At 70.8% G+C, this 25,811-nt stretch carries 24 protein-coding genes; 19 read left to right on the top strand and 5 right to left on the bottom strand.

What is annotated here, in order from left to right:
- The 6 genes from VFQ84_RS04095 to VFQ84_RS04070 all read left to right on the top strand — a co-directional run.
- On the top strand, positions 1-1,759 hold a 1,759-nt coding region (locus VFQ84_RS04095; RefSeq protein WP_325129486.1), incomplete at its 5' end, for an adenosylcobalamin-dependent ribonucleoside-diphosphate reductase.
- Between the two features lie 100 nt (positions 1,760-1,859).
- Entirely contained in the window at positions 1,860-2,420 is a 561-nt protein-coding gene (locus VFQ84_RS04090) for a hypothetical protein (protein WP_325129485.1), read from the top strand.
- Positions 2,421-2,522: 102 nt separating this feature from the next.
- Positions 2,523-3,317 carry an NrdJb gene (locus VFQ84_RS04085; protein WP_325129484.1) on the top strand — a complete coding sequence of 265 codons (795 nt, stop codon included), beginning with the start codon at positions 2,523-2,525 and terminating at the stop codon, positions 3,315-3,317.
- A gap of 120 nt (positions 3,318-3,437) precedes the next feature.
- Positions 3,438-4,274 (top strand): hypothetical protein, encoded by an 837-nt coding sequence (locus tag VFQ84_RS04080; protein WP_325129483.1) that lies wholly within the window; start codon positions 3,438-3,440, stop codon positions 4,272-4,274.
- Between the two features lie 181 nt (positions 4,275-4,455).
- Positions 4,456-4,896 carry a hypothetical protein gene (locus tag VFQ84_RS04075; protein ID WP_325129481.1) on the top strand — a complete coding sequence of 147 codons (441 nt, stop codon included), beginning with the start codon at positions 4,456-4,458 and terminating at the stop codon, positions 4,894-4,896.
- Positions 4,897-5,047: 151 nt separating this feature from the next.
- Positions 5,048-5,479 (top strand): DUF4124 domain-containing protein, encoded by a 432-nt coding sequence (locus tag VFQ84_RS04070; protein WP_325129479.1) that lies wholly within the window; start codon positions 5,048-5,050, stop codon positions 5,477-5,479.
- Between the two features lie 3 nt (positions 5,480-5,482).
- On the opposite strand, the gene VFQ84_RS04065 is transcribed toward VFQ84_RS04070, so the two are convergent.
- Positions 5,483-5,917 carry an Sbal_3080 family lipoprotein gene (locus VFQ84_RS04065; protein WP_325129476.1) on the bottom strand — a complete coding sequence of 145 codons (435 nt, stop codon included), beginning with the start codon at positions 5,915-5,917 and terminating at the stop codon, positions 5,483-5,485.
- 82 nt (positions 5,918-5,999) lie between these two features.
- On the bottom strand, positions 6,000-6,638 hold the full coding sequence (gene fabR, locus VFQ84_RS04060; protein ID WP_325129474.1) for an HTH-type transcriptional repressor FabR: 639 nt from the start codon (positions 6,636-6,638) through the stop codon (positions 6,000-6,002).
- Positions 6,639-6,730: 92 nt separating this feature from the next.
- On the opposite strand from fabR, the gene VFQ84_RS04055 reads away from it, so the two are divergent.
- From VFQ84_RS04055 to VFQ84_RS04025, 7 genes are all read left to right on the top strand, one after another.
- Positions 6,731-7,831 (top strand): ferredoxin reductase, encoded by a 1,101-nt coding sequence (locus tag VFQ84_RS04055; RefSeq protein WP_325129472.1) that lies wholly within the window; start codon positions 6,731-6,733, stop codon positions 7,829-7,831.
- Between the two features lie 4 nt (positions 7,832-7,835).
- On the top strand, positions 7,836-8,972 hold the full coding sequence (locus VFQ84_RS04050) for an acyl-CoA desaturase (protein WP_325129469.1): 1,137 nt from the start codon (positions 7,836-7,838) through the stop codon (positions 8,970-8,972).
- Between the two features lie 128 nt (positions 8,973-9,100).
- The gene (locus tag VFQ84_RS04045; RefSeq protein WP_325129467.1) at positions 9,101-9,838 is read left to right on the top strand and encodes a TonB family protein; all 738 of its coding nucleotides are present in this window, start codon (positions 9,101-9,103) and stop codon (positions 9,836-9,838) included.
- 122 nt (positions 9,839-9,960) lie between these two features.
- Positions 9,961-10,221, top strand: a complete 261-nt coding sequence (locus tag VFQ84_RS04040) for a putative signal transducing protein (protein WP_325129464.1) — start codon at positions 9,961-9,963, stop codon at positions 10,219-10,221.
- Between the two features lie 171 nt (positions 10,222-10,392).
- Entirely contained in the window at positions 10,393-11,568 is a 1,176-nt protein-coding gene (locus VFQ84_RS04035; RefSeq protein ID WP_325129462.1) for an SEL1-like repeat protein, read from the top strand.
- A complete protein-coding gene (locus tag VFQ84_RS04030; RefSeq protein ID WP_325129460.1) occupies positions 11,565-11,843 on the top strand; it encodes a DUF2007 domain-containing protein in 279 nt (92 codons plus the stop codon). The genes VFQ84_RS04035 and VFQ84_RS04030 overlap by 4 nt, the downstream gene beginning before the upstream one ends.
- 91 nt (positions 11,844-11,934) lie before the next feature.
- Entirely contained in the window at positions 11,935-12,747 is an 813-nt protein-coding gene (locus VFQ84_RS04025) for an EcsC family protein (RefSeq protein WP_325129458.1), read from the top strand.
- Between the two features lie 185 nt (positions 12,748-12,932).
- Here the strand turns inward: VFQ84_RS04025 and VFQ84_RS04020 are convergent, their stop codons facing one another.
- Positions 12,933-13,841 carry a DUF72 domain-containing protein gene (locus tag VFQ84_RS04020; protein ID WP_325129456.1) on the bottom strand — a complete coding sequence of 303 codons (909 nt, stop codon included), beginning with the start codon at positions 13,839-13,841 and terminating at the stop codon, positions 12,933-12,935.
- A 114-nt stretch (positions 13,842-13,955) separates the two neighbouring features.
- Between VFQ84_RS04020 and VFQ84_RS04015 the strand changes: the two genes are divergently transcribed.
- Both VFQ84_RS04015 and VFQ84_RS04010 read left to right on the top strand, forming a co-directional pair.
- Positions 13,956-15,617: a hypothetical protein gene (locus VFQ84_RS04015; protein ID WP_325129454.1), complete on the top strand. Its 1,662-nt coding sequence runs from the start codon at positions 13,956-13,958 to the stop codon at positions 15,615-15,617.
- On the top strand, positions 15,614-17,278 hold the full coding sequence (locus tag VFQ84_RS04010; protein ID WP_325129453.1) for a hypothetical protein: 1,665 nt from the start codon (positions 15,614-15,616) through the stop codon (positions 17,276-17,278). The genes VFQ84_RS04015 and VFQ84_RS04010 overlap by 4 nt, the downstream gene beginning before the upstream one ends.
- 6 nt (positions 17,279-17,284) lie before the next feature.
- Here VFQ84_RS04010 and VFQ84_RS04005 read toward each other — a convergent pair whose 3' ends face one another.
- Complete coding sequence (locus tag VFQ84_RS04005; protein ID WP_414636995.1) at positions 17,285-18,172, bottom strand: ribonuclease H-like domain-containing protein; 888 nt, start codon at positions 18,170-18,172, stop codon at positions 17,285-17,287.
- Positions 18,173-18,197: 25 nt separating this feature from the next.
- Positions 18,198-20,612 carry a DEAD/DEAH box helicase gene (locus VFQ84_RS04000; RefSeq protein WP_325129451.1) on the bottom strand — a complete coding sequence of 805 codons (2,415 nt, stop codon included), beginning with the start codon at positions 20,610-20,612 and terminating at the stop codon, positions 18,198-18,200.
- A gap of 117 nt (positions 20,613-20,729) precedes the next feature.
- Between VFQ84_RS04000 and bla the strand changes: the two genes are divergently transcribed.
- The 4 genes from bla (at position 20,730) to lexA (ending at position 25,810) form a co-directional block, all read left to right on the top strand.
- The gene (gene bla / locus VFQ84_RS03995; RefSeq protein WP_325129449.1) at positions 20,730-21,629 is read left to right on the top strand and encodes a class A beta-lactamase; all 900 of its coding nucleotides are present in this window, start codon (positions 20,730-20,732) and stop codon (positions 21,627-21,629) included.
- Between the two features lie 109 nt (positions 21,630-21,738).
- Positions 21,739-22,905 (top strand): tetratricopeptide repeat protein, encoded by a 1,167-nt coding sequence (locus VFQ84_RS03990; RefSeq protein WP_325129447.1) that lies wholly within the window; start codon positions 21,739-21,741, stop codon positions 22,903-22,905.
- Positions 22,906-23,054: 149 nt separating this feature from the next.
- A complete protein-coding gene (locus VFQ84_RS03985) occupies positions 23,055-25,055 on the top strand; it encodes a S9 family peptidase (RefSeq protein ID WP_325129445.1) in 2,001 nt (666 codons plus the stop codon).
- Positions 25,056-25,189: 134 nt separating this feature from the next.
- Entirely contained in the window at positions 25,190-25,810 is a 621-nt protein-coding gene (gene lexA / locus VFQ84_RS03980) for a transcriptional repressor LexA (protein ID WP_325129443.1), read from the top strand.
- The last annotated feature ends 1 nt before the right edge of the window (position 25,811 follow it).

Below are 25,811 nucleotides of genomic sequence, written 5' to 3'. Positions count from 1 at the left end.
CGGCTGCGGCATCGGCTACGAGTTCTCCACCCTGCGCCCCCGCGGCGCCTACGTGTCCGGCGCCGGTGCCTACACTTCGGGCCCGCTGTCGTTCATGGATATCTACGACAAGATGTGCTTCACCGTCTCGTCGGCCGGCGGTCGCCGCGGCGCCCAGATGGGCACCTTCGACGTGTCGCACCCGGACGTGAAGGAATTCATCGGCGCCAAGCGCGAGGACGGGCGCCTGCGCCAGTTCAACCTCTCGCTGCTGGTCACCGACGAGTTCATGCAGGCGGTCGAAAAGGACCAGGACTGGCCGCTGGTGTTCCCGGTGAACATCAAGGAAGCCCACGAGATCGACGTCGACGACCCCAAGCAGGTGGTCTGGCGCGACTGGCCGCACAGCACCAACTACGTCACCCGCGACGACGGCCTGGTGGCCTGCAAGATCTACGGCCACATCCGCGCCCAGCAGCTGTGGAACCGGATCATGGCGTCGACCTACGACTTCGCCGAGCCGGGCTTCATCCTGATCGACCGCGTCAACGAGATGAACAACAACTGGTGGTGCGAGAACATCCGCGCCACCAACCCCTGCGGCGAGCAGCCGCTGCCGCCCTACGGCGCCTGCCTGCTGGGCTCGATCAACCTCACCACCTTCGTCCGTGACCCGTTCACCGACAAGGCCAGCTTCGACTGGGAGGAATACAAGGAAGTGGTGCGGGTGTTCACCCGCATGCTCGACAACGTGGTCGAGATCAACGGCCTGCCGCTGGAGCAGCAGCGCAACGAGATCATGCGCAAGCGCCGCCACGGCATGGGCTTCCTGGGCCTGGGCAGCACCGTCACGATGCTGCGCATGAAGTACGGCGAGAAGGACTCGGTCGCCTTCACCGAGCAGGTGAGCCGCGAGATGGCGGTCGCCGGTTGGGAAGTGGCGCTGAGCCTGGCCAAGGAAAAGGGCGCCGCCCCGATCATGGACGAGGACTTCAAGGTCACCGCCGAGATGCTGCGCAAGCGCCCGGAGATGAAGAAGGACGGCTGGAAGGTTGGCCAGAAGATCAAGGGCCGCGAGCTGCACGCCCGCTATTCGCGCTACATGCAGCGCGTGGCGGAAGTGGCGCCGGAGCTGGTGAAGGAGCTGGCCGAGACCGGCGCCCGCTTCACCCACCACAGCTCGATCGCGCCCACCGGCACCATCTCGCTGTCGCTGGCCAACAACGCCTCCAACGGCATCGAGCCCTCGTTCGCGCACCACTACAGCCGCAACGTGATCCGCGAAGGCAAGAAGTCCAAGGAAAAGGTCGAGGTCTTCAGCTACGAGCTGCTGGCCTACCGCACCCTGGTGAACGCCGACGCGATGCCCTACGGCACCGACGACAAGTCGCGCCTGCCGGACTACTTCATCTCGGCCGACGACATCACCCCGAAGGCCCACGTGGACATCCAGGCGGCGTCGCAGAAGTGGATCGACTCGTCGATCTCCAAGACCGCGAACGTCCCGACGGACTACCCGTACGAGGACTTCAAGGACATCTACATGTACGCCCACAAGCAGGGCCTGAAGGGTTGCACCACCTTCCGCTTCAACCCGGCCGCCTTCCAGGGCGTGCTGGTGAAGGAAACCGACCTGGAGAACACCACCTACCGCTTCGAGCTCGAGGACGGGACGATGGTCGAGGCCAAGGGCAACGAGGAAATCGAATACGACGGCGAGCTGCACAGCGCCGCCAACCTGTTCGACGCCCTCAAGGAAGGCTACTACGGCAAGTTCTGATCCCGGTCGCGCGCACGCGGTGCGCGCAGCCGGCGTCGAATCGCGCTAAGTTGGAACGGCCCGCGGCGGATGCCGCGGTTTCATTGACGAGGAGAGCGGTATGAGTAACGGCAACGGTGTCACGGCGGCCATTTCCAATGCCGCTGGAAGCGTCAGCGACAAGGCCTCCGAGATCGGCGGCGCCATCGCCGACCAGGCCAACAAGGTGATGAAGGCCGCCAGGAAGAAGGCGGCCCCGGCGATCAAGCGCGCCAAGGCCGAGATCAAGAAGGCCGAGAAGTCCGACACGGGCAAGGCGGTCAAGAAGGCCGTGGCGGGCGCGAAGAAGAAGGCGGCCGCGGCGGTGAAGGCGGTCAAGGCCAAGGTCGGCGCCGCCAAGAAGGCCGCACCGAAGAAGAAGGCGGCCGCCAAGAAGAAGGTCGCTGCGAAGAAGGCGCCCGCGAAGAAGAAGGTCGCCGCCAGGAAGGCGGCGGTGAAGAAGACGGCCAAGAAGGCCACCCGCAAGGTCGCGGCCAAGAAGGGCGCGGCGCGGAAGACGGCCAAGAAGGCCGTGCGCAAGGTTGCCGCCAAGAAGGCCCCGGCCCGAAAGGCAGCGAAGAAGGTCGCCAAGAAGCCGGCGGCCCGCAAGACGACGGCCCGGAAGGTTGCCAGGAAGCGCTAAAGCCCAAGGCTGTCCCGATTGTCGTACCCCGTCCCCCCGCCGCCCGGCGGCGGGGGGCTCCGGGCGAAACACCCCCCAATTCCCATAAGCGAAAAGAAACAGATGGCCATCAAGATCAGCAAGAAAATCAAGGGTTACAGCGTCCAGAAGCCCGAGGACAAGGCCAAGGAAGTCGCCGCGCCCGTCGCCGCGCCCGTGGTCGAGCTCGAGCCCGCCTCGAACATCATCCAGATGCACGAGAAGGTCGAGCGCCCCGAAGTGCTGATCGGCAACACCTACAAGATCAAGTCGCCGCTGGTCGAGCACGCGATGTACGTGACCATCAACGACATCGTGCTCAACCCGGGCACCGAGCATGAGCTGCGCCGTCCGTTCGAGGTCTTCATCAACTCCAAGAACATGGACCACTTCCAGTGGATCGTGGCCCTGACCCGGATCATGAGCGCCGTGTTCCGCAAGGGCGGCGACGTCACCTTCCTGGTCGACGAGATGAAGGCGGTGTTCGACCCGCGCGGCGGCTACTTCAAGGCCGGCGGCGTGTACATGCCGTCGATCGTCGCCGAGATCGGTTCCGTGGTCGAAGAGCACCTCAAGTCGATCGGCATGATCCTCGACCCCGAGCTCAGCGAGGCCCAGCGCCAGCTGATCGCCGACAAGCGCGCCGCCTACGAGGCCCGCGCAAAAAAAAAGTCCAGTGATTCCGGCCTGAGCGGCGCCCCCGCGGGGACCTCCGGCACCGACGGCGCAGCACGCGCCGACGAGGCGGTGCAGGTGACCGGCGAGGGCGCCTCTTTCCCGCCCAGCGCGACCATGTGCTTCAAGTGCAACACCAAGGCCACCGTGATCATGGATGGCTGCGCGACTTGCCTGAACTGCGGCTACAGCAAGTGCGGCTAACCCGGTAAGCGCCGCCCTACAGAGGCTGGGAGACGGGTCGGACACGCCGCCGACCCGTATTGAGTTCCCCAGGCGGCTCCAACACACTCGCGGGGCGTCCCCATCCCCCACGAGGTCCGAATGCTCCGTCCCGCCCTGATCGTCCTGGCGCTTGCCGCTGCTGCCCACACCGCCCACGCGGGCGAGTGCGAAGACAACTTCAAGAAGTCCGGCAGCGTGCTCAGTGGCGTTGATTTCTCCAGCGTGGTGACGGTGCCGGACCAGTCCATCGCCGACGCCATCGGCCAGATGCGCGGCATCATGATCGCCGAGAAGATGGACGTGATCGCCGAGGACGTCGAGGGCGGCACGCTGCTGGTCGAGCAGCGTTCCACCAACACCACGCGCGCCATCCCGACGCTGATCAGCGTGTTCGACGAAGGCGGCGCCGCCGCGGTCGAGATGACGGTCAAGACCGAGAAGGGCCAGTTCGCCAAGGCCGATGCGATCCAGGGCTACATGTGCACGCTGCTGGGCAAGCTGCAGGGCGGCGATGCCGGCCGGCAGGCGGCGGCGACCGGTGCCGCCACCCAGAACGTCGACGACGTGACCGAGCAGGACGTGTATGTGTTCTCGCGCCGCATCGCCCGCGAGGGCGAGGCCAACGCCGCCGCCGTGTCGGCGCGCCACGCCGGCCGGCGCTATGCGCTCAAGGGCAAGGTGGCTTCGATCCAGGAACAGGACGGCGACATCATCGTCGGCTTCGACATTCCCGAGACCAGCGAGGCCTTCATCCGGCTGCCCGGCGACAACGCCCCGCGCACCGGCGTGGCCTGCGTGTTCAAGCCCAACCAGCGCGCCACGGCCCTGACCTTCCGCCGCGGCGAGACCGCGCGCTTCGAGGGCCGCTTCACCGAGTACGACGGCATCCTGCACCAGGTCTGGCTGGACGGCTGCAAGCCGGCGCGGCGGCGCTGAGGGCGGCGCGCAGGTGCGTGACGCGATGCACCGGCCCGAACCCCGGCCAGCCCCGCGCCGTCAGCGGGCGCCACAGTCCCTGGCGATCCTCGGCGATCGGGCGCAACCATCCTCGGCCTGGTTTGCCGCAGGCCGAACGGCGTCGTTGTCCTGCGCCTGTCGCCTGCGCAGGTGCGATTGAATGGATCAGCTTTCTCCCGGCGCCGGTGCAGTCATTGCGGCTAAGGCGATCGGCGGGGTGTCGGCGATTTTCCTGTTGCCCGTACTCGCGATCCTGGCGTTCGTCGCACCGGAGGGTCCAGGGGGCGCGCTGATGCTGGGAGGCGCTTACTTCGCCCCGCTGGCGGCATGGATCCTCGTGACGGCGCGCCCGGCGGTGAGGTTCGCGTCGGTGAGCAGGCTGTCGGCCTTCGTCTATTCCGCCCTGTCGGTCGCGTTCGCGATCACGGCGGCCTGGGCCCTGCTTGCCCTCACCGGGGATGGCTTGGATGCGCAGCGGTACCTCGAGAACTTGAGGGCATCACTGGGCTCGCTGGGTTTCCTGTGGCTGCTGGGGATCCCGATGTCCGTGCTGGCGGGCATCTTCTTCGTCGGCTCCATCGAGCGCGCGCGCGCTCGGTAGGCGTCCGCGTCCGGGGTGGCGTCGGGTTTTGCCCGCACCGAAGGCGCGGCCTTCCTACCCGGCTGGTCGGTGTTTGCTGCTGCCGGGCCCGACGTCGCGCCGACAAGCTTGTCCCTGACACGAACCGCCGTTCGGGCCAGGAGAGCAGGGTATGCGCCAGTCCCCCGTCATCACCGCCAGCGTGCTGTTCGCGCTTTGGCTGGGCGCAGCGCTGGCCTGGGGCGCCCACGCGGCATCGCTGTTCAAGTGCGTGGATGCGCGCGGGCACGTCAGCTACCAGTCCCAGGCCTGTGCAGCGGGCAGCGAGCAGGCCTGGGAGCGGGAGGCGACGCCCGAAGCCGTGCGTGAGCCGCCCGCGCCGCCGCCGGCGCGCGCGACCGCCGAGGTGCCGGTGGGGTCGCGCGTCATCATCCGGCCCGGCCGGCGCGCGGCAGCCGGCGGCGGCGCGGGGCGGAAGTCGGCGTCAGCGGCCTGCCAGCGGGCGCGGGCCGCCGACGCGGCGTATCGCGCCCAGCCGCTGGGGCGGGTCACCCACGACGGGCTGCGCCGCCATGGGGACCGCCTCCGCGCCGCCTGTGGCTGAGGCTCAGTCCGGCGCCTTGCCGGTGAGCAGCTGGTCGATCACCGGATCCATCTTGGAGGCCGTGCCCGCCCACTTGTTCAGGCCGAAGCCGCCGCTGTGGCGATAGTTGGCGGTGCCGATGGTGGTGCCCTTGCGCGAGAGGCGCAGCACCGCGAAGTCGAGGTAGGGCGTGACGTCCCAGCCGCGCTCGGCGGTGTAGTACAGGGTGTATTCGCAGCGCTCGGGCAGGGGCGCGTCGTGCACTTCGGTGGCGATGCCGTGGCGCATGAAGCCCTGCTCGAGCACCGGCAGGAAGTCGTTCACCGCGACCTTGGTGTTGCGCTCGATGCAGACGCGGTCGATGGCGTGCTGCCGGGTGTCGACCTGGCTGACCTGGACCGTGGTGCAGCCGGCCAGCAGGCCGGTGGCGATGAGTGTCGCGAGTGCGGCTGTGCGCATGGAATCCCCTGGGGCGTTGGAAGAGCGGGGACAGTAGCCGCCCGGCCCGCCGCCGTCATCCCCGAGTTTTTCCCGGCGCGGATCAGGGCATCGCGCGGGCGCCGACCAGGATCATCCGCACCATGGCGGTCAGTTGGTCCACCAGCTCGGCGTCGCGCTCCGGCGGCAGGTCCAGCGCGGTGGCGCCCATCGCGAAGGCGAGGCGGGTGATGGCCTTGGCCGCGATCGCGGGTTCGGCCAGCGGCTGGTTGCGGAGCTTCGCGAAGCGGACCAGGTCGTGGTGCAGCTCGTCCTCGAAGAAGCCCAGCTCGCGGTCGACGGCGCGCTTGAAGGCGTCCGAGCCCACGGTGCCCTCGCGCAGCAGCACGTGCAGCAGCCGGTCGTCGGCGCGCACCTGCTCCATGAAGGCCTCGACCGACCCACGGACGACGCCGCGCTCGGCCTCGGCGCGGTGGCGGGCGGCACCGACGATCTTGCGCAGCGACTGGCCGGCGATGTCGATCAGGGCCACCACCAGTTCGTCCATGTCGCGGAACTGGCGGTAGAAACTGTTCGGCGCGATGCCGGCTTCGCGCGCCACTTCACGCAGGCCCAGGCTCGACACGCTGCGGTGCGGACCGATCAGGCGCAGCGCGGCGCCCAGCAGGTCGGCCCGGGTGATCGGGGTGCGGCGGGTCGGGTGCAGTTCGGTGGCGTCGGCGTCGGAACGGGTGGCTGTCACGGGTGGGCCGGCTCGGGGTGGACCGCCATCATAAGCCGGCATGCATATACAGCTGTATAGACAAGCGTATGCCGGCATGTATACTGCCGGCCATGCGACCCCTTCCCGTCCCCGGCCCGGCGTCCGCCCGGTCTTCCGGGCGCGCCGCCCGCGCGCCCCTGCTGTCCCCGGCCCTGTTCGACTTCTGGGCCGGGCGCCTGTCGCCGACCTGGACCTGGAACCGCCCGCTGGCCCGCATCGTGGGCCGCGAGGCCGCGGCTTCGGATGCCGTGAGCCTGTGGCTGCAGCCCAACCGCCATTTCCGCGGCTTCGCGCCTGGCCAGCACCTCACCCTCGGCGTCGAGGTTGATGGCCGCCGCCTGGTGCGCAGCTACAGCCCCAGCGCCCCGGCCGCGGCGGATGGCCGCTTCCGGATCACGGTGAAGCGGATGACCGGGGGCAAGGCCAGCCAGCACCTGTGCGATCGCGCCCGGGTCGGCGACGTGCTGCACCTGGGCCCGGCCTTCGGCGCGCTGGCCCTGCCGGAACCGGACGGCGCCCCGCGGCTGCTGCTGGCCGGCGGCAGCGGCATCACGCCGATGATGGCCCTGTTCGCCGCGCTGGGCGCGCAGCCGGACCCGGCGCCCACGACGCTGCTTTATTCCACCCGAACCCGCGACCAGCGCTGCTTCGCGGCGGAGCTGCAGGCCATCACGGCCAGGCATCCTGCCCTCGAGGTGCAGTACCTGTTGACCCGCGACCCGGCCCGGGCCGAGGACGAGGCGGTCGGCCGCCTCGACGCCGGCCGGTTCGCGCCCTGGATCGACCGCGGCGCACACGTGCTGGCCTGTGGCCCCGAAGGTTTCGTGGCCAACGCGCGCGCGCATCTCGCCGGTCGCGTCGCCAGCTTCGCGGCCGAGTCGTTCTCGCCGCCGGTATTCGAGAACACCGACACCGGCACCGTCGAAGTCACGCTTGCCCGCAGCGGTCGCAAGCTCGAGGTCGCGCGCGGCCAGCCGCTGCTCGAAGCCCTGGAAGCCGCGGGCCTGTCGCCGCCCCACGGCTGCCGCCGCGGCCTGTGCAACACCTGCGCCTGCGGCAAGGTCTCCGGCAGCACCCGCCACCTGCCCACCGGCGACACCGGGCACGAACCCGTCTCCGCCCTGCGCCTGTGCGTCAGCAGCGCCCGCAGCGACCTTGTCCTGGACCTCTAGACCGATGACCGCCACGCCCCGCAACTGCGCCCTCACGCCCGCCGAACTCGACGCCTTCGCCGCCGAGCTCGACGCCCTGCGCGCCCGCACCGTCGCCACCGTCGGCCAGGCCGACGCCGACTACATCCGCGCGGTGCATCGCGCCGTGCGCTATTTCGGATTCGCCGGCCGCGCGCTGCTGATGCTCGCCGCCATCGCCGGCGCCTTCGTCACCCCGGTGCTGTGGTTCGCCGGCGCACTGGGCGTGCTGTCCCTGGCGCTGTCGAAGATCCTGGAGAACATGGAGCTGGGCCACAACGTCATCCACGGCCAGTTCGACTGGATGAACGATCCCGCCTTCCACGGCCCCACCTACGAATGGGACATCGCCGGCACCAGCGAGAACTGGCGCAAGACCCACAACTTCCGCCACCACACCTGGACCAACGTGCGCGGCCTGGACGACGACGTCGGCTATGGCCTGCTGCGCCTGTTCCCGGAACAGCGCTGGAAGCCCTTCTACCTGGTGCAGCCGCTGGTGGCGGTCGTGTTCGCGATCCTGTTCGAGTGGGGCATCGCCATCCAGGACCTGCGCCTGGGCCGCTGGCTCGCCGGAAAGACGAAGACGCGCGAGCTGCTGCGCGAGTTCCGCCCGGTGGGCCGCAAGATGGCGCGCCAGGTGCTCAAGGACTACGTGTTCTTCCCGCTACTGGCCGGCCCGTTCTTCCTGACGGTGCTGGTGGGCAACGTGATCGCCAACATCCTGCGCAACCTCTGGACCTACCTGATCATCTTCTGCGGCCACTTCACCGCCGACGCCGAGACCTTCAGCCGCGAATCGGTGCGCAATGAAGGCCGCGGCGCCTGGTACCTGCGCCAGCTGCGCGGCTCGTCCAACCTCGCCGGCGGCAAGCTGCTCAACCTGATGTCGGGCAACCTCAGCCACCAGATCGAGCACCACTTCTTCCCCGACGTGCCCGCCAACCGCTACGCGGCGATGGCGGTCGAGGTGCGCGCGATCTGCGCGCGCTACGGCCAGCACTACAACACCGGCTCGCTGCCGCGGCAGTTCGGCCAGGTGGTGTGGCGGATCCTGCGGCATGCGCTGCCCAGCAAGCCGAGCGCCCTGGCGGCGATGGCCGAGCCGCACGCGGCGCGATGAGCGCCGCGGGGCCGGGCCGCGCCCGGTGGCGTCAGGCCTGCTGTCGCCGTTAACGATGCGCACGTTCCTTGTGCGCCCGGTTCACGCTGGTTAGGCTCGGGCCTCGCTCAACCTGACCAGGAATCGCCATGCGTCGTTTCGCGTTCGTCCTCGCCCTCTTCATCGCCGGCCACGCCACGGCGGCGGAGCCGTTCGAGCGCAGCTTCCACGCCCGTGCGCAGGTCGGCGTCGACGGCAAGGTGGGCACCGTCGAGCCGCAGGAAGGCTTGCCGCCGTCGGTCGCCGACGTGGTGCGCGAATCGGTGGCCGCCGTGGAATTCGAGCCGGCCACGGTCAACGGCGAACCCACCGAGAGCACGACCACGCTCTGGGTGCGCCTGCACTTCGAGCCGGGCCCGGGCGACGCCCTGGCCACCACCGTGGTGTCGGTGGACCAGTCCAACCCCTTCACCCGGATTCCGACCTACCCGGAGCAGGCCATGCGCAACGGCCACAGCGCCAAGGTCATGCTGCGCCTGGCCCTGCTGCCGGACGGTTCGGTCGACATGGCCAACAGCGCCGTCGACAGCATCGAAGTGCGCGACTCGAACTGGGGCCGGATCGACAACCCGCGCGCCGGCGCGGCCATGGCCAAGGCGGCCATGGAGGCCGCGCGCGACTGGCGCATCTTCCCGGAGGAGGTCGCGGGCGTAGCGCAGTCCACCGTCGTGCTCACGCCGGTCACCTTCTGCGTCGCCAAGCGGGGCCGCGCGCCCAACGGCTGCAGGGAATTCGATCCGAGTACGTCGGAAGGCCGGCGCCAGTCGGCGGACCCGGGCGTGCGCCTGCCCGCCCTGCGGGACGCGCCGGCGACCCCGGAGGCCTGAAACCGGGGCCGCTCGTCAGCCGAGGCCGGCCACGCGGCAGAAAGCCCACCAAAATGTGAACTGCGTCACGGTTTTGGCGTTAAGAAGGCCGGCTAATGACGCGGGGAAAACAGGGAGGCGCCATGACGCCGGTCTACACCGCGGAAAGCGAGCTGGATGCGCAGCTGGTACAAGATCTGCTGCTCGGGTCGGGCATCACGGCCCACATCTTCGGTCCGAACGTGGCCGGGGCGATCCCGGAGGTGCCGGCCACCGGCCTGATCCGGGTCGTGGTCGAGGACGCCGAAGCCGACCTGGCCCGCGCCCTGGTCCAGCATCTGGAAACCAGCCCGGCGGCCGACGAAGAGGACGCCAGCTTCCTGCTCGACAGCCAGAGCCTGTAGCGCCGGGGCCCGCCCTCGGGCGCGGGCCCGCAGCGCGCGCCAGGCCGGTTGCCACGCCGGTCCGCCGGATAGCCGCGCCCGCCGCGGCGCGCGCGTTCGCGACCCCGGGACGCAGCCGATATCATCGGGGCAGCCGCCCGGCCCGCGCCGGCCGCATCCCCTGACTTCGAGATGTCCCGCATGCCCCTGATCCGCCGCCGCGCCTCCCTCGTCCTGGCCCTTGGCCTGGCGCTTTCGCCCGACGCGTTCGCGCAGTCCGTGGACCAGGCGCTGGAAAAGGTCGAGTCGCTGGACGCCGCCACGAACTACAGCGTGATCCTCGACACCCTGGCGCCCTATCGCGACCTGGCCCGGCCGGAGGTGGACTTCGCGCTCGCCTCGGCCCACCTCAACCGCCAGCTGCAGGGCGGGCAGGGCGGCGACGACTTCGCCCAGGCCCTGCGCCTGGCCAACCGGGCGGCCGCGAAAGAGCACGGCCCGTCGCTTTACCTGCTGTCGCTGATGCACGGCAACGGCTGGGGCGTGCCGGCGGACGAGGTGAAGTCGCGCGGCTTCCTCGAGCGCGCCGCCAAGGCCGGCGACGTCGTCGCCCGCGCCGACTACGCTGTGATGCTCTACCAGGGCCGCCTGGGCCTGCCGCGCGACGTCGCCACCGCCTGCGCGCTGTTCGCCGAAGTGCTGGTGAAGGAAGAGGTGGGCATGGTCGCCAGCTACTACCTCGGCCTGGCCACCGCCCGCGGCGAATGCGGCCTGGGCCCGGACATGGATCGCGCGCTGGTGCTGATCCGCCGCGCCGCCGAGGCCGGCGTCACCGACGCCGAACGCGACATGGGCCGCGCCCTGGAAACCGGCGAAGGCACCGAGCGCAACCTCGACGCCGCGCTGGCCTGGTACGCGCGCGCGGCCGCCAAGAGCGACGCGTTCTCGCTCTGGCGGCTGGGCATGGCCCACGTCAATGGCCAGGGCCGGACCCAGGACACCGTGCTGGGCGTGGACTACCTCAAGCGCGCGGTCTCGGCCGGCAGCGCCGATGCGATGACCAGCCTGGCCGCACTGCTGGCCTCGGGCGCCGGCGTGGCGCAGGACTTCACCATGGCGCGCTCGCTCTACCAGCGCGCGGCCCGCGCCGGCCAGCCGCAGGCGCACCGCGACCTGGCCCTGCTGCACCTGGCCGGCCAGGGCGCACCGGCCGATCCCGCCCAAGCCTGGGTGCACTATTCCCAGGGCCTGGCCCTGGGCAATGCCGCCGAGCCCAGGCTCGAGGCGGCGATCAAGGCGGCGATGTCGCCGGCGCAGTTGGCCGCGGCCGACGCCGAGCTCGCGCGCTGGCGCGCCTCCCGTCCGTGATCCCGGTCTACGACGCCGAGAACGGCATCGACGCGCAGCTGGTCTGCGACCTCCTGCTCAGCGCCGGCCTGGACGCGCTCGTGTTCGGCGCTGATCTCGCCGGCGGCATCGGCGAATTGCCGGCGGCCGGCCTGGTGCGCGTGTGGGTCGCGCCCGGGCAGGTCGAACAGGCCCGCGCCTTGATCGACGAATGGCAGGCGGGCGGCATCCCGGACGAAGACGAGCTCAACCGCCTGGCCGAACGCGGGCCACGGGACGGCGAGCTGTGGGCCTGATGTCCGCGCTGCGCGCCGTCGCCCGGGGGGTGCTGGCGCTGCTGGTCTTCCTGGGCACGCTGTATCGCGGCGGCCGCCTGGGGCGCCGCTGATGGGCGCCCTGGTGCGCAGCCTCGCGCCCGCCGACCTGGCCGACCTGGCCCGCGCCAAGGCGCTGCTGGAATCCCCGTCGCTGGCGATCCAGCTGGCCAACGCCGTCGGCTCGCCGGTGGAATACCTGCTGGCCCGCAAACTGCCGCGCGCCGCGTCGGCCCTGGTGGATCGCGCCGCGCGCCGTGCGGTCGAGGCCGGCTACCGCGCCGCGCGCTTCACGCTCGGGAATGCGCGCAGCGGCACCGTGGCCAGCGAGCGCCTGCACCAGGCCGCGGTGGTCGGCAGCGGCGCGATCGGCGGTTTCTTCGGCCTGCCGGGCCTGCTGCTGGAGCTGCCGGTGACCACCACGACCATCCTGCGTTCGATCGCCGACATCGCCCGCAGCGAAGGCGAGTCGCCGCAGGACCCGGCCACGCGCCTGGCCTGCATCGAAGTGCTGGCGCTGGGCGGCAACCGCCGCGACGACGACGGCGCCGAGACCGGCTACTTCGCGACGCGCGCGGCGCTGGCGCAGCAGGTGAGCGCGGTCTCGGGCCACCTTGCCCGGCAGGTCGCCAGCGGCAGCGCGCCGGCGGCGGTGCGGGTGATCCACACGGTCGCCGGCCGCTTCTCGATCCCGGTCTCGCAGAAGGCGTTGGCCCAGGCCGCGCCCCTGGTCGGCGCGGCCAGCGGCGCGGCGTTGAACCTGGTCTTCATCAGCCACTTCCAGAATGCCGCCCGCGGCCACTTCATCGTTCGTCGCCTCGAGCGCGCCTACGGGTTGCCGCTGGTGCGCGCGCGGTACGCCGAACTCGCGGTGGATGGGGGCTGAGGGGACTTTTTTATAAGGCCTTTGACGCGGATTTACGCGGATGAACGCGGATAGAGCAGAAGCTGGAATGGGCATCGGGTTGGCAACAAGGGTAGGCACGAGCGAGACAGCAAGCCCAAGTCTTTTGCTTTTGCCCTATCCGCGTTTATCCGCGTAAATCCGCGTCAAAGCCCCTAATACCCACGTCAGCCCGCCGCCAGCAGCGCCTGCAGCGTGGCGGCGTTGCGCTGGCCCTGGTCGCCGTAGTTATTGTTGAAGATGGCGTGCACTTCGCCGACCTGGCCGGCGGTCTCGCGGAGCGGGGCGACCAGCGCGCCGAGTTCGGCGTCGCTGTAGTCGTAGTTGAAGCGGTCGGAGGCGGCCTCGCCGCCGATGTTCCAGGTCGCGGCGTTGCGGCCGTGCAGGCGCAGGATCGCCAGCGCCGGCGACGTGACCGCCCATACCGTGGGGATGCTGTTTTCGAAGCCCTGCGGCTCGTCGACCACCACGTGGATCAGGTCGTTCGCGCGCTCGAAGGCGAGGGTGTCTTCGGTGGCGTCATCGCCGAACCACGAGCGGTGCCGGAACTCGATCGCCAGGCGGTAGCCGGGCAGGCGCTGCTGGCATTCGAGGATGTGGTCCTTGGCGCGCGCCGTGCGCGTCACCCAGGGCGCGAACTGGAAGTGCAGGGCGCGCAGCTTGCCGGCCTCGCGCAGCGGCCGCACCGCGGATTCGAAGCGGTGCCAGAGCAGGTCGCGGATCTCGGCCGGCGTGTCCTTGTAGTAGAGGTTCTGCTTCTTCGCGAAATGCCCGGCCAGCGCCCCCTGCACGTCCTTGGGCAGCGCCCTGGCCGGCGTCTGGTGGCCGGTGAACAGGCGGAAGGCCTTGAGGTTGAAGGCGAAGTCGTCGGGCGTGCGCTCGACCCAGGCGTGCGCATTGCGCGCCGACGGCAGCGCGTAATAGCTGCTGTCGACCTCGACCAGCGGGAACTTGTCGGCGTAGTAGCGCAGCCGCCCTTCGGCGCTGGTGCAGCCGGGCGGGTAGAAGCGCTTGCACTGGATCAGGCTGGGGTCGGTCCAGCTGGCCGTGCCGACGCGGAAGCGGGCGGAGGACATGGACGAAGGGTAGCGCGGGACGCCCGTGCCCGGCGCCGCGGCGGGACCGGCCTGTCCGAAACCCGTGCCCGCAGGCGTTGTCCTGTGTGGGCTTCCCGACCCGGAGACTGCACGATGCGCCACTACCTGCTGATGGGGTTGCTCCTGCTTTCCGCCTTCGGGGCGGCCGGCGAGGCCCGGGCCTTCGGTCGCTGCGACGACGGCGCCTACATGCGCGGGTTCGACAACCGCCTGGGCCCGACCAGCTGCCGCACGGTCCACACCAGCCTGATCGTCTGGCACGGCGGCACCGCCGACCTGCGGGTGATCCTGCCCGGCGCGTCGCTGCCGGTGGTCGACGAGGGGGTCTTCCGGGAGCGCATCGACGAGCTGGTGCGGCGCGTGGGTCCCGCGATGAACCAGATGGGCGGCCGCCTGGCCCTGGGCGAAGTCAGCATCCTGCTCTCGAACCTCGAATTCCGCGGCTACCATGCCGTCACCCGCACGCGCGCCGGCGAGTGCCAGATCACCTTCTTCAAGGACGGGCGCGACATCTCCGTCGACCAGTTCCTGTTCACCCTGTCGCACGAGCTCTTCCACTGCATCCAGTACGACACCTGGGAATCCGCCAACGGCGATGATCCCGCGCTCTGGTGGATGGAGGGCACGGCCGAGTATTTCGCGCACCTGGCCAACCGCAACAGCGCCGAAGCGGACTCGATCCTGCTCCAGTACGACCAGGACTCACCCGACGTGCCGCTGTTGGACATGAACTATCCGGCGCAGGTCTTCTTCCTGTGGCTGGGCGGGTCCCGCGGGTCCGAGGCGATTCCCCCGTTCATCGCCGGCATGGCGAGCGCGCCGGGCCGCGCCGCGCAGCTCGAGGCCATGCGCGAGCGCATCCCGATGGACACGTGGATGGCCTTCGCCCAGGACTACATCGACGGCCGCATCCGACTGCCGGGCGGGCGCGAGCTGCCCGGTGGCGTCGACTTCGGCCGCACGACCGTCATCGACGGGCCGAGGACGGTCGCGTTCGACACCTCGGAATACGTGCTGACCCGCCAGCAGCTGCTGTTCAAGAAGGGCCGCACCTACACGCTGGCCCAGCTCGGCGGCGTGGGCGACTACCGCAGCCGCTTCGACGAATCCCTGGGCGAATGGATCGACCCGCCCGAGCGCGTGCTGGCCTGCGACGAGGACCGGGTGCACACCGTGCTCAGCCTCGCCACCGAGGGCGAGAACGTCACGTACTCGATCCAGGTCGAGGAGAGCGCACGCATCGACGAACGCGCCTGCTGCCTGGTCGGCCGCTGGCAGCCCACCGAGGCGGCGAGACGCTCGGAGCCGGACATGGCGCTGGCCAACACCCAGGCGATCCTGGCCAGCCACGGCGTGGACATGCAGTGCGGCGTGGGCGACGGCGGCTGGACGCTGGTGTTCACCGAGGACGGCACCGGCCACGTGGACTGGGAGGGCTTCGCCTACCAGTGCTTCGCCCGGGAGGGGGGCAATGCCTTCGGCAATGTGTTCACCCGCGAGGGCAGCACCGTGTTCGACTGGACCGTGGTCGAGCGCGGCGTCGGCCGGGCCGACTACACCGACAACAGCCTGGCCTGGACCCATGACACGCACTTCGGCCCCCAGGTCATGACCCGCGTGCTGCCCGATGCCGGGCCTTCGACGCCGGCGAACAACTTCAGCTTCACCTGCTCCGACACCTCGCTGTCGATCCAGGGCATCTACGGCCTCAACCACCAGCAGGGTGAGTACACCCGCCTCGGAACCCGGCCATGACGCGGCGGCTGGTCGCCCGCCTGGTCGTGATCCTGGCCTTGTGCGGCATGGATCCGGCTCAGGCGTTCGGCAGCTGCGAGGACGCCGACTACATGCAGCGTTTCGATCCGCGGCTGCCCGCCTCGAGCTGCCGCATCGTGCACGAGACGCTGATCCGCTGGCGCGGTGGCCCGGTGCCCCTGCGCGTGGTGGTTCCCGGCGGCGAGGCGGCCACGGCCGACGAATCCCTCTTCCGGGAGCGCATCGACGCGCTGGTCAGCCGCTTCGGCCCGGCCATGGACGAGATGGGTGGCCTGGAGATGGGCAAGGTGACCATCCTGCTTTCCACCCTCACCGACGACGGCACCCATGCGGCGGCAACCGCGCCGTCGGGGGAATGCCAGGTCACCTTCTACAAGACCCGCGACCAGCCCAGCGTGGAGGATTTCCTGTTCACGATGTCGCATGAGCTGTTCCACTGCGTGCAGTACCGGACCTGGCCCGACATCCCCGGGGAAGAGAACGCCATGTGGTGGGGCGAGGGCACGGCCGACTATTTCGCGCACCTGGCCAATCCCGGCAGTACCGGCGCCGACCACTTCATCGCCGATTTCGACCAGTCCTCGCACCGGCGCGCGCTGGTGGACATGGAGTATGAGAGCCAGGTGTTCTTCCTGTGGCTGGGCCAGAACGAGGGCGCGCCGGGGGTTCGTGACTTCATTGGCCGCATGGCGCGCTCCACGAACCGGGAAGCGCAGTTGGACGCGATGCGACGGAGCATTCCCTTGGACGCCTGGATGGCCTTCAGCCAGGACTACGTTGACCGCCGCATCCGCCTGCCTGGCGGGCGCGCCCTGCCGGGCCGCATCACCTCGCGCGGGACGACGGTCATCGATGGGCCGACGACGCTGTCGTTCGACACCGGGGCCTACGTGCTTGTTCGCCAGAAGCTGCAGTTCAAGAAAGGACGCACTTACACACTGGCGCTGGACAGCGGCAGCGGCGGGTTCCGCAGTCGTTTCGACCAGGCCCGGGGGGAGTGGACGGATCCGCCCGAGCGGGTGATGGCCTGCGACGAGGACAAGATCCACAAGGTGCTGAGCCTCGCCGTAGACTGGGACGAGCTCCGCTACACCATCGAAGTGCAGGAGAGCGAGCTGCTGGACGAACGCGCCTGCTGCCTGGTGGGCAGCTGGCAGCCGACCGAGGCCGCGATGCGCTCGGAGCCGGACATGGCGCTGGCCACTACCCAGTCGGTGCTGGCCAGCCATGGCGTGGACATGCAGTGCGGGGTCAACGGCGGCGGCTGGACGCTGGAGTTCTCCCCGGACGGCAGCGGCAGCGTGAAGTGGCGCGGGTTCAGCTACCGCTGCGTCGTCAGCGAGTCTGGCGGCGCGCTGGCGAATACCTTCATCCGCAACGGCCGCACCGGTTTCAACTGGAGCATCCTCGACCGCGGCGTGGGCCGGGCCGACTACACCGAGAACAGCCTGGCGTGGACGCACGAAGCCCAGTTCGGCCCGCGCCTGACCACGCGCGTGCTGCCCGATGCCGGCGCGTCGGCGCCGGCGAACAACTTCAGCTTCACCTGCTCCGACACCTCGCTGTCGATCCAGGGCATCTACGGCCTCAACCACCAGCAGGGCGAATACACCCGCATCGGAACCCCGCCCGCCCGCTGACGCCTCCTACGGGGGCGCGGTGTCGAGGATGGCCAGGTGCAGGCAGAGGGCGGCCAGGCTGCGCAGGTCCTGGGCGTTGTGCTCGCCGACGCGGCGCAGGTCGCGGGCGCTGCCGCCGCGCAGGTAGTCGAGCCAGGCGCGCGGCGCCTCCGAGCCCGGCAGGTCGTCCTCGCGCACCACGCCCAGCACCTGCCGTTCGATCGTGCCCAGGCGGCAGTTTTCCCAGCGGCCCTTCCAGCGGCGGCGGCTGGGGTGCAGCAGGTCCAGGTGCGCCAGGCCGGGCAGCGGGCTGGGCAGGCGCGCCAGCCGGTAGCGGGTGTTGAGCAGCGGCGCGTCGTAGCACTTGCCGTTGTAGCTCACGAGCACGGTGTCGGGCGCGAGCCAGTCGGCGAAGCGGCGCAGCATCGCGGGCTCGGCGGCCATCGTCGCGATGGTGAGCTGGCGCAGGCGCAGGCCGCCGGGCTGCCAGTCGGCGGCGCCGATCATGAAGGCCCGGGTGCCGGTGCCGCCGGCCAGGCCGGTGGTTTCGGTGTCGAAGTGCAGCAGCTGGCTGGTGCGCAGTTCGCCCAGCTTGCCGAAGCCGGCGTCCACGCCGGGCGGCACGTCGTCCCAGGGCGTGAACTGCTCGAGGTAGTGCAGGCCTTCCTCGACCTCGAGGCCCGGGAGGCGGCGGTCGCGGTCCAGCGGCCGCGGCGGCGGGGCGGGGCGCGGCAGCCGCGCGCGTTCGCGCAGGCCCAGCAGGCGCCGGATGTGTTCGGGCACCTCGGGGCGCGTGCTGTGCGGCGGCGGCGCCTCGGTCCCGGGTCGCGATGTCTCGCGCGGTGGCGGCGGCATCGGCGCGCCGGTGCCGGCCTGCCGGCGCAGCGCGCGCAGTCGCTCGAGCGTGGCGCTCATGGCGAAGCGGTCCGGCGCGACGGATTCATGCGGACGGCGCCAGCCGCGCCAGGACCTGGTCGGCCAGCGCTTTCGGCGGCGCCACCGAGGCTTCGTCGGCGGCCAGCACCGGGCCCACGCAGGCCGGGCAGCCGGCGCGGCAGTCGCAGCCGGCCAGCAGCTCGCGCGCCTTGCGCACCAGTTCGTCGCGGCGCTGGTGCAGGGGTTCGCTGAGCCCGATGCCGCCGGGGTAGGCGTCGTAGAGGTAGACGGTGGGCACGAACTGGTCGGTCGCGGCGGGATCGAGCGGCCGGCCGTCGCCGCCGCGCAGCTGGCCGCGGCCGCGGCCGTCCGAGGACGCGAACCAGGCGCCGTCGCCGCTGCCCACGGCCTTCTGCAGGTCGCGCGCTTCGGCCATCACCGACACGCTGGCGACCAGGTGCAGCGCATACGCGGCGCCGAGGAAGCCGTCGAGGGCGTCCTGGCGCGAGGCGAACGCCGCCTCCAGCACGTCCTGCGGCAGCTGCCACCACACCGCGGTGGTGTGCAGCTCCTGGTCGGGCAGGGTGACCGGGCCGTAGCCGATGTTCTCGTGCGTGTAGTAGCGGATCTTCTTGTAGCCCGACACCCGCCGCACCACGTGCACTTCGCCGTGGTGGCAGCTGCCGTCGCCGGCGATGGCACCGTCGAAGCGTTCGAGCATCTTGAGCTTGGTGTAGTCGATGGCGTCGGTGTAGTAGTCGACGTGGGTGCGGGTGACGTAGGCCTTGCGGCCGTCCCAGTCGAGCCTCTCGACCTGGTAGGGCACCGACTGCACCATGTGGATGGCGCCCTCGTAGAGCGTGAGCGCGGCCGCGCTGTAGTCGACCTCGGCGAGGATGGTCTGGCGGCCATCGGTGCGGTCGACCACCACGAAGTTGCCGTCGGCCACCGCGCGCAGGCCCACGGCATTGGCCGGGTAGCTGTCGGCGATCCACTCCCAGCGGCCACCCTCGCCGTGCAGCACGCCGGTCTCGGCCAGCAGCTCCAGGTAGGGCTGCGCGTCCACCGGGCCGAAGGTCTCGCCGCGAAGGAAGGGCAGTTCGAAGGCCGCGCAGCGGATGTGGTCGAGCAGGATCAGCGGCTGGTCGGCGTGCAGGCGCGCGTGTTCGGGCGGCGCGCCTTCGAAGAATTCCGGGTGCCGCACCAGGTACTGGTCGAGCGGGTCGGAGCTGGCCACCAGGATGCCCAGCGCCGCCTGCTGCCGCCGGCCGGCGCGCCCGAGCCGCTGCCAGGTGCCGGCGATCGAGCCGGGGTAGCCGTTGAGCACGACGACGTCGAGCGAGCCGATGTCCACGCCCAGCTCCAGCGCCGAGGTGCTGACGATGCCGTCGATGCGGCCGGCGCGCATGTCGCGCTCGGCGGCGCGGCGCTCGTTCGGAAGATAGCCGCCGCGGTAGGCGCGGATGCGCGGCGGCTTGCGCGGGTCGTGGTCGAAGACGTCCTTGAGGTACTTGGTGAGCACTTCCACCATCGTCCGCGACTGCGCGAACACCAGGGTCTTCAGGCCGGCCTTGATCGCCAGCCGCGCGATGCGGTTCGACTGCGAGCGCGCCGAGGCGCGCAGGCCCAGGTCGGGGTTGACCACCGGCGGGTTCCAGAGCATCACGGTCTTGTCGCCGGTGGGCGCGCCGGAGCGGGTGATGGCGGTCACCGTGTCCTCGATCACCGCCTCGGCGTGTTCCTTCGGGTTGCCGATGGTGGCCGAGCACAGGATGAACTGCGGCTTGGCGCCGTAGAACGCGCACACCCGCTTGAGCCGCCGCAGCACGTTGGCCAGGTGCGAACCGAACACGCCGCGGTAGCTGTGGACTTCGTCGATCACCACGTACTGCAGGTTCTCGAAGAACTGCGCCCACTTGGTGTGGTGGGGCAGGATGCCCTGGTGCAGCATGTCGGGGTTGGACACCACGATGTCGCCGTGCAGGCGCACGGCCTGGCGGGCGTCGCCCGGGGTGTCGCCGTCGAAGGTGCAGGCGCGCAGGCCGAGGTTGCCGGCGGCGTTGAGTTCGAGCAGCTCGGCCACCTGGTCCTGGGCCAGCGCCTTGGTCGGGAACAGGTACAGCGCCTTGGCCTGCCGGCGCATCGCCGCGGCCACCACCGGCAGCGTGTAGCACAGGGTCTTGCCCGAGGCGGTGGGCGTGACCACCACGGTGTGCTCGCCGCGCTGGGTGGCGGCCCAGGCCTCGGCCTGGTGGCTGTAGAGGCGCTCGACGCCGCGGCTGCGCAGCGCCGCCGCCAGCGCCGGCGGCAGGTCGTCGGGGAAGGGCGCGTACTCGCCCTCCCGCCCCGGCAGGTGGAAGCAGCCGGTGATGCGGTCGCCGTACTTGCTGCCCAGGCGCGAGGCCAGCGCCTGCGACGTCTTCTCGGGCACCGGCAGCAGGCCGGTGCGGTGGCGGTGGACGGGCAGGGCGGCGTTCATGGCGGGGCTTCCGGGCGCGGGCCACCAGCAGAGCGTGTCGGCGTCTCACGGGATGAGAATCTCACGACAGCCGGCTGCGTTAACCTGTCGAGCCTCGATGACGAAGTGGGACGCACCATGACCGCCAGCCGCCGCCATTTCCTCGCCTCGGCCCTCGCCGCCGCCGCGCTTGCCCCGCTGCCGCGACGCGCCTGGGGCTGCGTTGGCCTCGACCCGGCGGAGTCCGCCCTGCTGCGCCTGCGCGACCTCGAGCAGCGCCAGGGCGTGCGGCTGGGCGTGTCGATCCTGGACGTGGCCAGCGGCCGGCGCGTCTCGCACCGCGGCGGCGAGCGCTTCGCGATGTGCAGCACCTTCAAGCTGCTGCTGGCGGCGCAGGTGCTGGCCCGGGCCGATCGCGGCGAGGACCGGATGGACCGGCGGCGGGTGTTCGGGGCCGGCGACCTGGTGTCGTGGTCGCCGGTGACCGAGAAGCACCTGGGGGAGCCGGGCATGAGCCTGGCCGAACTCTGCGAGGCCACCATCACGATCAGCGACAACACCGCCGCCAACCTGCTGCTGGCCGGGCTCGGCGGCCCGGCGGGGTTCACGGCCTTCGTGCGTTCCCTGGGCGACGAGGTGACGCGCCTGGACCGCAACGAGCCCACCCTGAACGAGGCGGCGCCCGGCGATCCGCGCGACACCACCACGCCCGACGCGATGCTGGCCTCGATGCAGGCGGTGCTGCTGGGCGATGCGCTGTCGGAGCCATCGCGGCGCCAGCTCGCGGACTGGCTGGTCGCCACCCGCACCGGCGACCGCCGCCTGCGCGCCGGCCTGCCCGCCGACTGGCGGATCGGCGACAAGACCGGCACCAACAACACCGGCAATGCCAACGACGTCGCCATCGCCTGGGTGCCCGGGCGCGGCCCGCTGCTGGTGACGGCCTACCTGGAGGCGCCGCCGCTGGACGCGACCGGCCGCGACGCGATCCTCGCGGAAGTGGGCCGGGTGGCGGCCGGATTTGTCGCCGCGGCCTGAGCGGCGCGACCCGCCCGGGACCATCGGCAGGTTTCCACCCGGCGCCGCAGGGCATAGGCTGGGCCCGACCAGGCAGGGCGAGGTGGCGACGGACGTGGAGGGATCGGCCATGAAGTGGGTTCGCACCGCGGCGCTGGGCCTGGCCGTGCTGCTGCTGGCCGCCTGCGCCAGCGCGCCCCGCGCCACCGGGCCCAACCCGATGTTCCCCGATGCGCTGTTCGCCCCGCCCTCGGAGCCGATCGGCGCCGGCGACCTGTTCGCGCTCAGCCCCGGCATGCGCGAGTACCTCGACACCGAGATCGCCAGCCAGCTGCGCAGCAAGAACCGCCAGAACGCACTGGTGGACGCGCTCTACTCCAGCGCCCAGCTCAAGCTCGAATACGACTCCACCGTCACCCGCAACGCCGCGGAGGCCTTCGACGCGCGTTCGGGCAACTGCCTGTCGCTGGTGCTGATGACCTCGGCCTTCGCCAAGGAACTGGGCCTGCAGGTGCAGTACCAGAGCGTGTTCTCCGAACAGTCGGTCTCGCGCAGCGACGGCATCGTGTACCTGAGCAACCACATCAACCTGACCCTGCGCCCGACCGCGCCGGAAGGCCGCATGGTGACCCTGGCCAACGAGCCGCTGACGGTCGACTTCATCCCGGCCAGCGGCCAGGGCCGGCAGCGCGCGCGGGTGGTGCGCGAGGAAACCATCATCGCGATGTACCTCAACAACAAGGCCGCCGAGGCGGTGCGGGCGCGCCGCTTCGACGACGCCTACTGGTGGGCACGCGCCGCGGTCGAACAGGATCCGGGCTTCCTGGCCGCGCACAACACGCTGGGCGTGATCTACCGCCGCCGCGGCCACCTGCGCGAGGCCGAACTGATCCTGCGGCACGCGGTCGCGCGCGAGCCGGGCAACACGGTGCCGATGTCCAACCTGGCGCGGGTGCTGCGGGATGCCGGCAACCCCGACGAGGCGGCCAGGCTGGAAGAGCGCGTCCGCCGCATCGAGGCGGTGCCGCCGTTCCACTACTTCGACATCGGCATGAAGGCCTATGCCGAGAAGGATTTCGCGACGGCCCGCGACAACTTCGAGAAGGAGGTCGAGCGCGCGGCCTCCTACCACGAGTTCCACGCCTGGCTGGCCGCCGCGCTGTTCGAACTGGGCGAGATCGATGCGGCCCGCAAGCACCTGCAGATCGCCCGCGACCACGCCAGCACGGCCGCCGACCAGGCCCTGTACGAATCGCGCCTGGATGCGCTGCGGCCGCGGCTGCGGACCACGCGCTGACGCCGCCGCGGCCCGCCGCCGGCCGCGATCATGTGAAGACACGCGGCCGTGTGAAGGGCGCGGCCGCGCGCCAGTGCGAAACCTTCGGGTTGTTGGTGCCGGCCGGGGTGGCTACCCTGCCGGCTCCCTGTTGCCTGGAACCAAGCCCGATGAAACGACTCCTGCTGGCCTCGGCCATCACCCTGGCCGCGGTCGCGGCGCCCGCTTCCCTGCTGGCGCAGGATGCCGCCCCGGCGCCGAAGGAAACCGCCGGTGCCCTGTTCGGCACCCGCGAGAACATCGAGCACGCCGACATTTCGCCCAGCGGGCAGTACGTGGTCTACCTCACGCCCGGCCACGGCCGGGTCACCTCGGTCTTCGTCGCCAGCCTCGACGGCAGCGCGCCGCCGCGCCTGGTGATGACCTCGGGCGCCGACCCCGACCGCCTGCGCTGGTGCAACTTCGCCACCGACACCCGCCTGGTCTGCCAGATCACCGGCCTGGTCGACAGCGCCGGCATCCTGATCCCGTACTCGCGCCTGGTCGCCATCGACACCGACGGCAAGAACGGCGGCATGCTCGGCCAGCGCGACAGCCAGTTCGACGCCCGCCTGCGCCAGTTCAACGGCGAGGTCCTGGACTGGCTGCCCGACGAGCCCGGCGCGGTGCTGATGAGCCGCGAGTACATCCCGGAAGCCGGCAAGATGAACACGCGCATGGTGCGCAACGAGAACGGCCTGGGCGTCGACCGCATCGACCTGGCCACGCTCGAGGCCAGCCGGGTCGAAGGCCCGGCCAAGGACGCCGATTTCTACATCACCGACGGCCGCGGCAAGGTCCGCATCAAGGGCTACCGCCCGGGCGTCGGCGCCACCAGCCAGCTGGCCAACAAGATGGTCTATCGCTACCGTCCCGAGGGCTCGGACGAGTGGCAGCCGTTCTCCACCGTCGAGGACGGCGGCATGGGCCTCTCGCCGGTCGCCGTCGACGCCAGCTGCGGCTGCGCCTACGCGCTGCAGCCGCTGGACGGCCGCCTGGCGCTTTACCGGGTGAAGCTGGACGGCTCGATGGCGACCGAGCTGGTCTACGCCAATGATCGCGTCGACGTCGACGGCGTGCTGCGCATCGGCCGCGGCGACAAGGTGATCGGCCTGACCTATGCCGAGGAGAAGCGCCACGCCATCTACTTCGACAAGGAGTACGGCAACCTGTCGCGCGCGCTCGGCAAGGCGCTGCCGAACCTGCCGGCGGTCGACTTCCTGGGTTCGTCGGCCGACAACAGCAAGCTGCTGATCCACGCCGGCAGCGATTCGGATCCGGGCCGCTACTTCGTGTTCGACAAGACCGCGCGCGCGCTCAACGAGATCCTGGTGGCGCGTCCGTCGCTGGAAGGCGTGGCGCTGGCCAGCGTGAAGCCGGTGAGCTACCCGGCGCGCGACGGCACCGCCATCCCCGGTTACCTGACGCTGCCGCCGGGCAAGGCCGACGCCCGCGGCCTGCCGGCGGTGCTGCTGCCGCACGGCGGCCCCAGCGCCCGCGACGAGTGGGGCTTCGACTGGCTGGCGCAGTACCTGGCCAACCAGGGCTACGCGGTGCTGCAGCCCAACTACCGCGGCTCGGCCGGCTACGGCGACGCCTGGCTGCAGCGCAACGGCTTCCAGGGCTGGCGCACCTCGATCGGCGACGTCACCGACGGCGCCCGCTGGCTGGTGGCGCAGGGCATCGCCGACGCCGACCGCCTGGCCATCGTCGGCTGGTCCTACGGCGGCTACGCGGCGCTGCAGGCCGGCGTGACCGAGCCGGGGATGTTCAAGGCGCTGGTGGCGATCGCGCCGGTGACCGACCTGGAGATGCTCAAGTCGGACGCGCGCAACTACGTCGGCCGCAACCTGGTGGTGGACATGGTGGGCAGCGGCAAGCACACCGTCGAAGGTTCGCCGCTGCAGAACGTGGCGCGGATCCAGGCGCCGGTGCTGATGTTCCATGGCGACATGGACCTCAACGTCGCGGTCGGCCATTCGCGCGAGATGGACAAGCAGCTGCGCGCGGCCGGCAAGCCCAGCGAGCTGGTGGTGTACGAAGGCCTCGAGCACAGCCTGGTCGACTCGGTGGCCCGCGCCGCGATGCTCGACCGCATCGGTGCCTTCCTGCAGGCCAACACGGCGGAGTGATCGCCGCCGGGATCCGGCGCCTGGCCCCCGGGGCCGGGCGCCGGCTCATCCCGTGAGACAGGCAAGTGGTTGAATCCCTTGGCGCTTCCGGAAGGAGGTGACATCCGCCCGCCAAGGTGTATAAATATTCACCCATGAGCCCCGACCTGACCCCCCGCCAGCAGGCCCTGTACGACTTCATCGCCCAGCGGCTGCGCACCGAGGGTGCGCCCTCGGTGGCCGAGATCGCCCGCGCCTTCGGCATCCACGACAGCGCCGCCCACAAGCACCTGCGCACGCTCGAGGCCAAGGGCGCGCTGGTGCTGCTGCCGGGCCGCGCGCGCGGCATCCGGCTGCCGGCGGCGGCGTCGCGCAAGGCCACGCGCCGCGACGACATGCTCTCCCTGCCCATCCTGGGCCGCGTGGCCGCGGGTGCACCCATCGGCGCGGCGGCGGGGCACGACGGCCAGATGCTGTTCGACCGCGCGGCCTTCTTCCCCCAGCCCGACTACCTGCTGCGGGTGAAGGGCGACTCGATGCGCGACGACGGCATCCTCGACGGCGACCTGATCGCGGTGCACCGCAGCGACGTGGCCGAGGACGGCCAGATCGTGGTCGCGCGCATCGACGGCGAGATCACCGTCAAGCGCCTGCGGCGCAAGCGCGACCGCATCCTGCTGATGCCGCGCAACCCCGACTACGCGCCGATCGAGGTGCCGGCCGACGCCGAGTTCGCCATCGAAGGCCTGTACTGCGGCCTGGTGCGAAGGGGCTAGC

Source organism: Arenimonas sp., from assembly GCF_035721105.1.
Lineage (GTDB): Bacteria > Pseudomonadota > Gammaproteobacteria > Xanthomonadales > Xanthomonadaceae > Arenimonas.
This window is presented reverse-complemented; position numbering and strand designations above follow the sequence as displayed.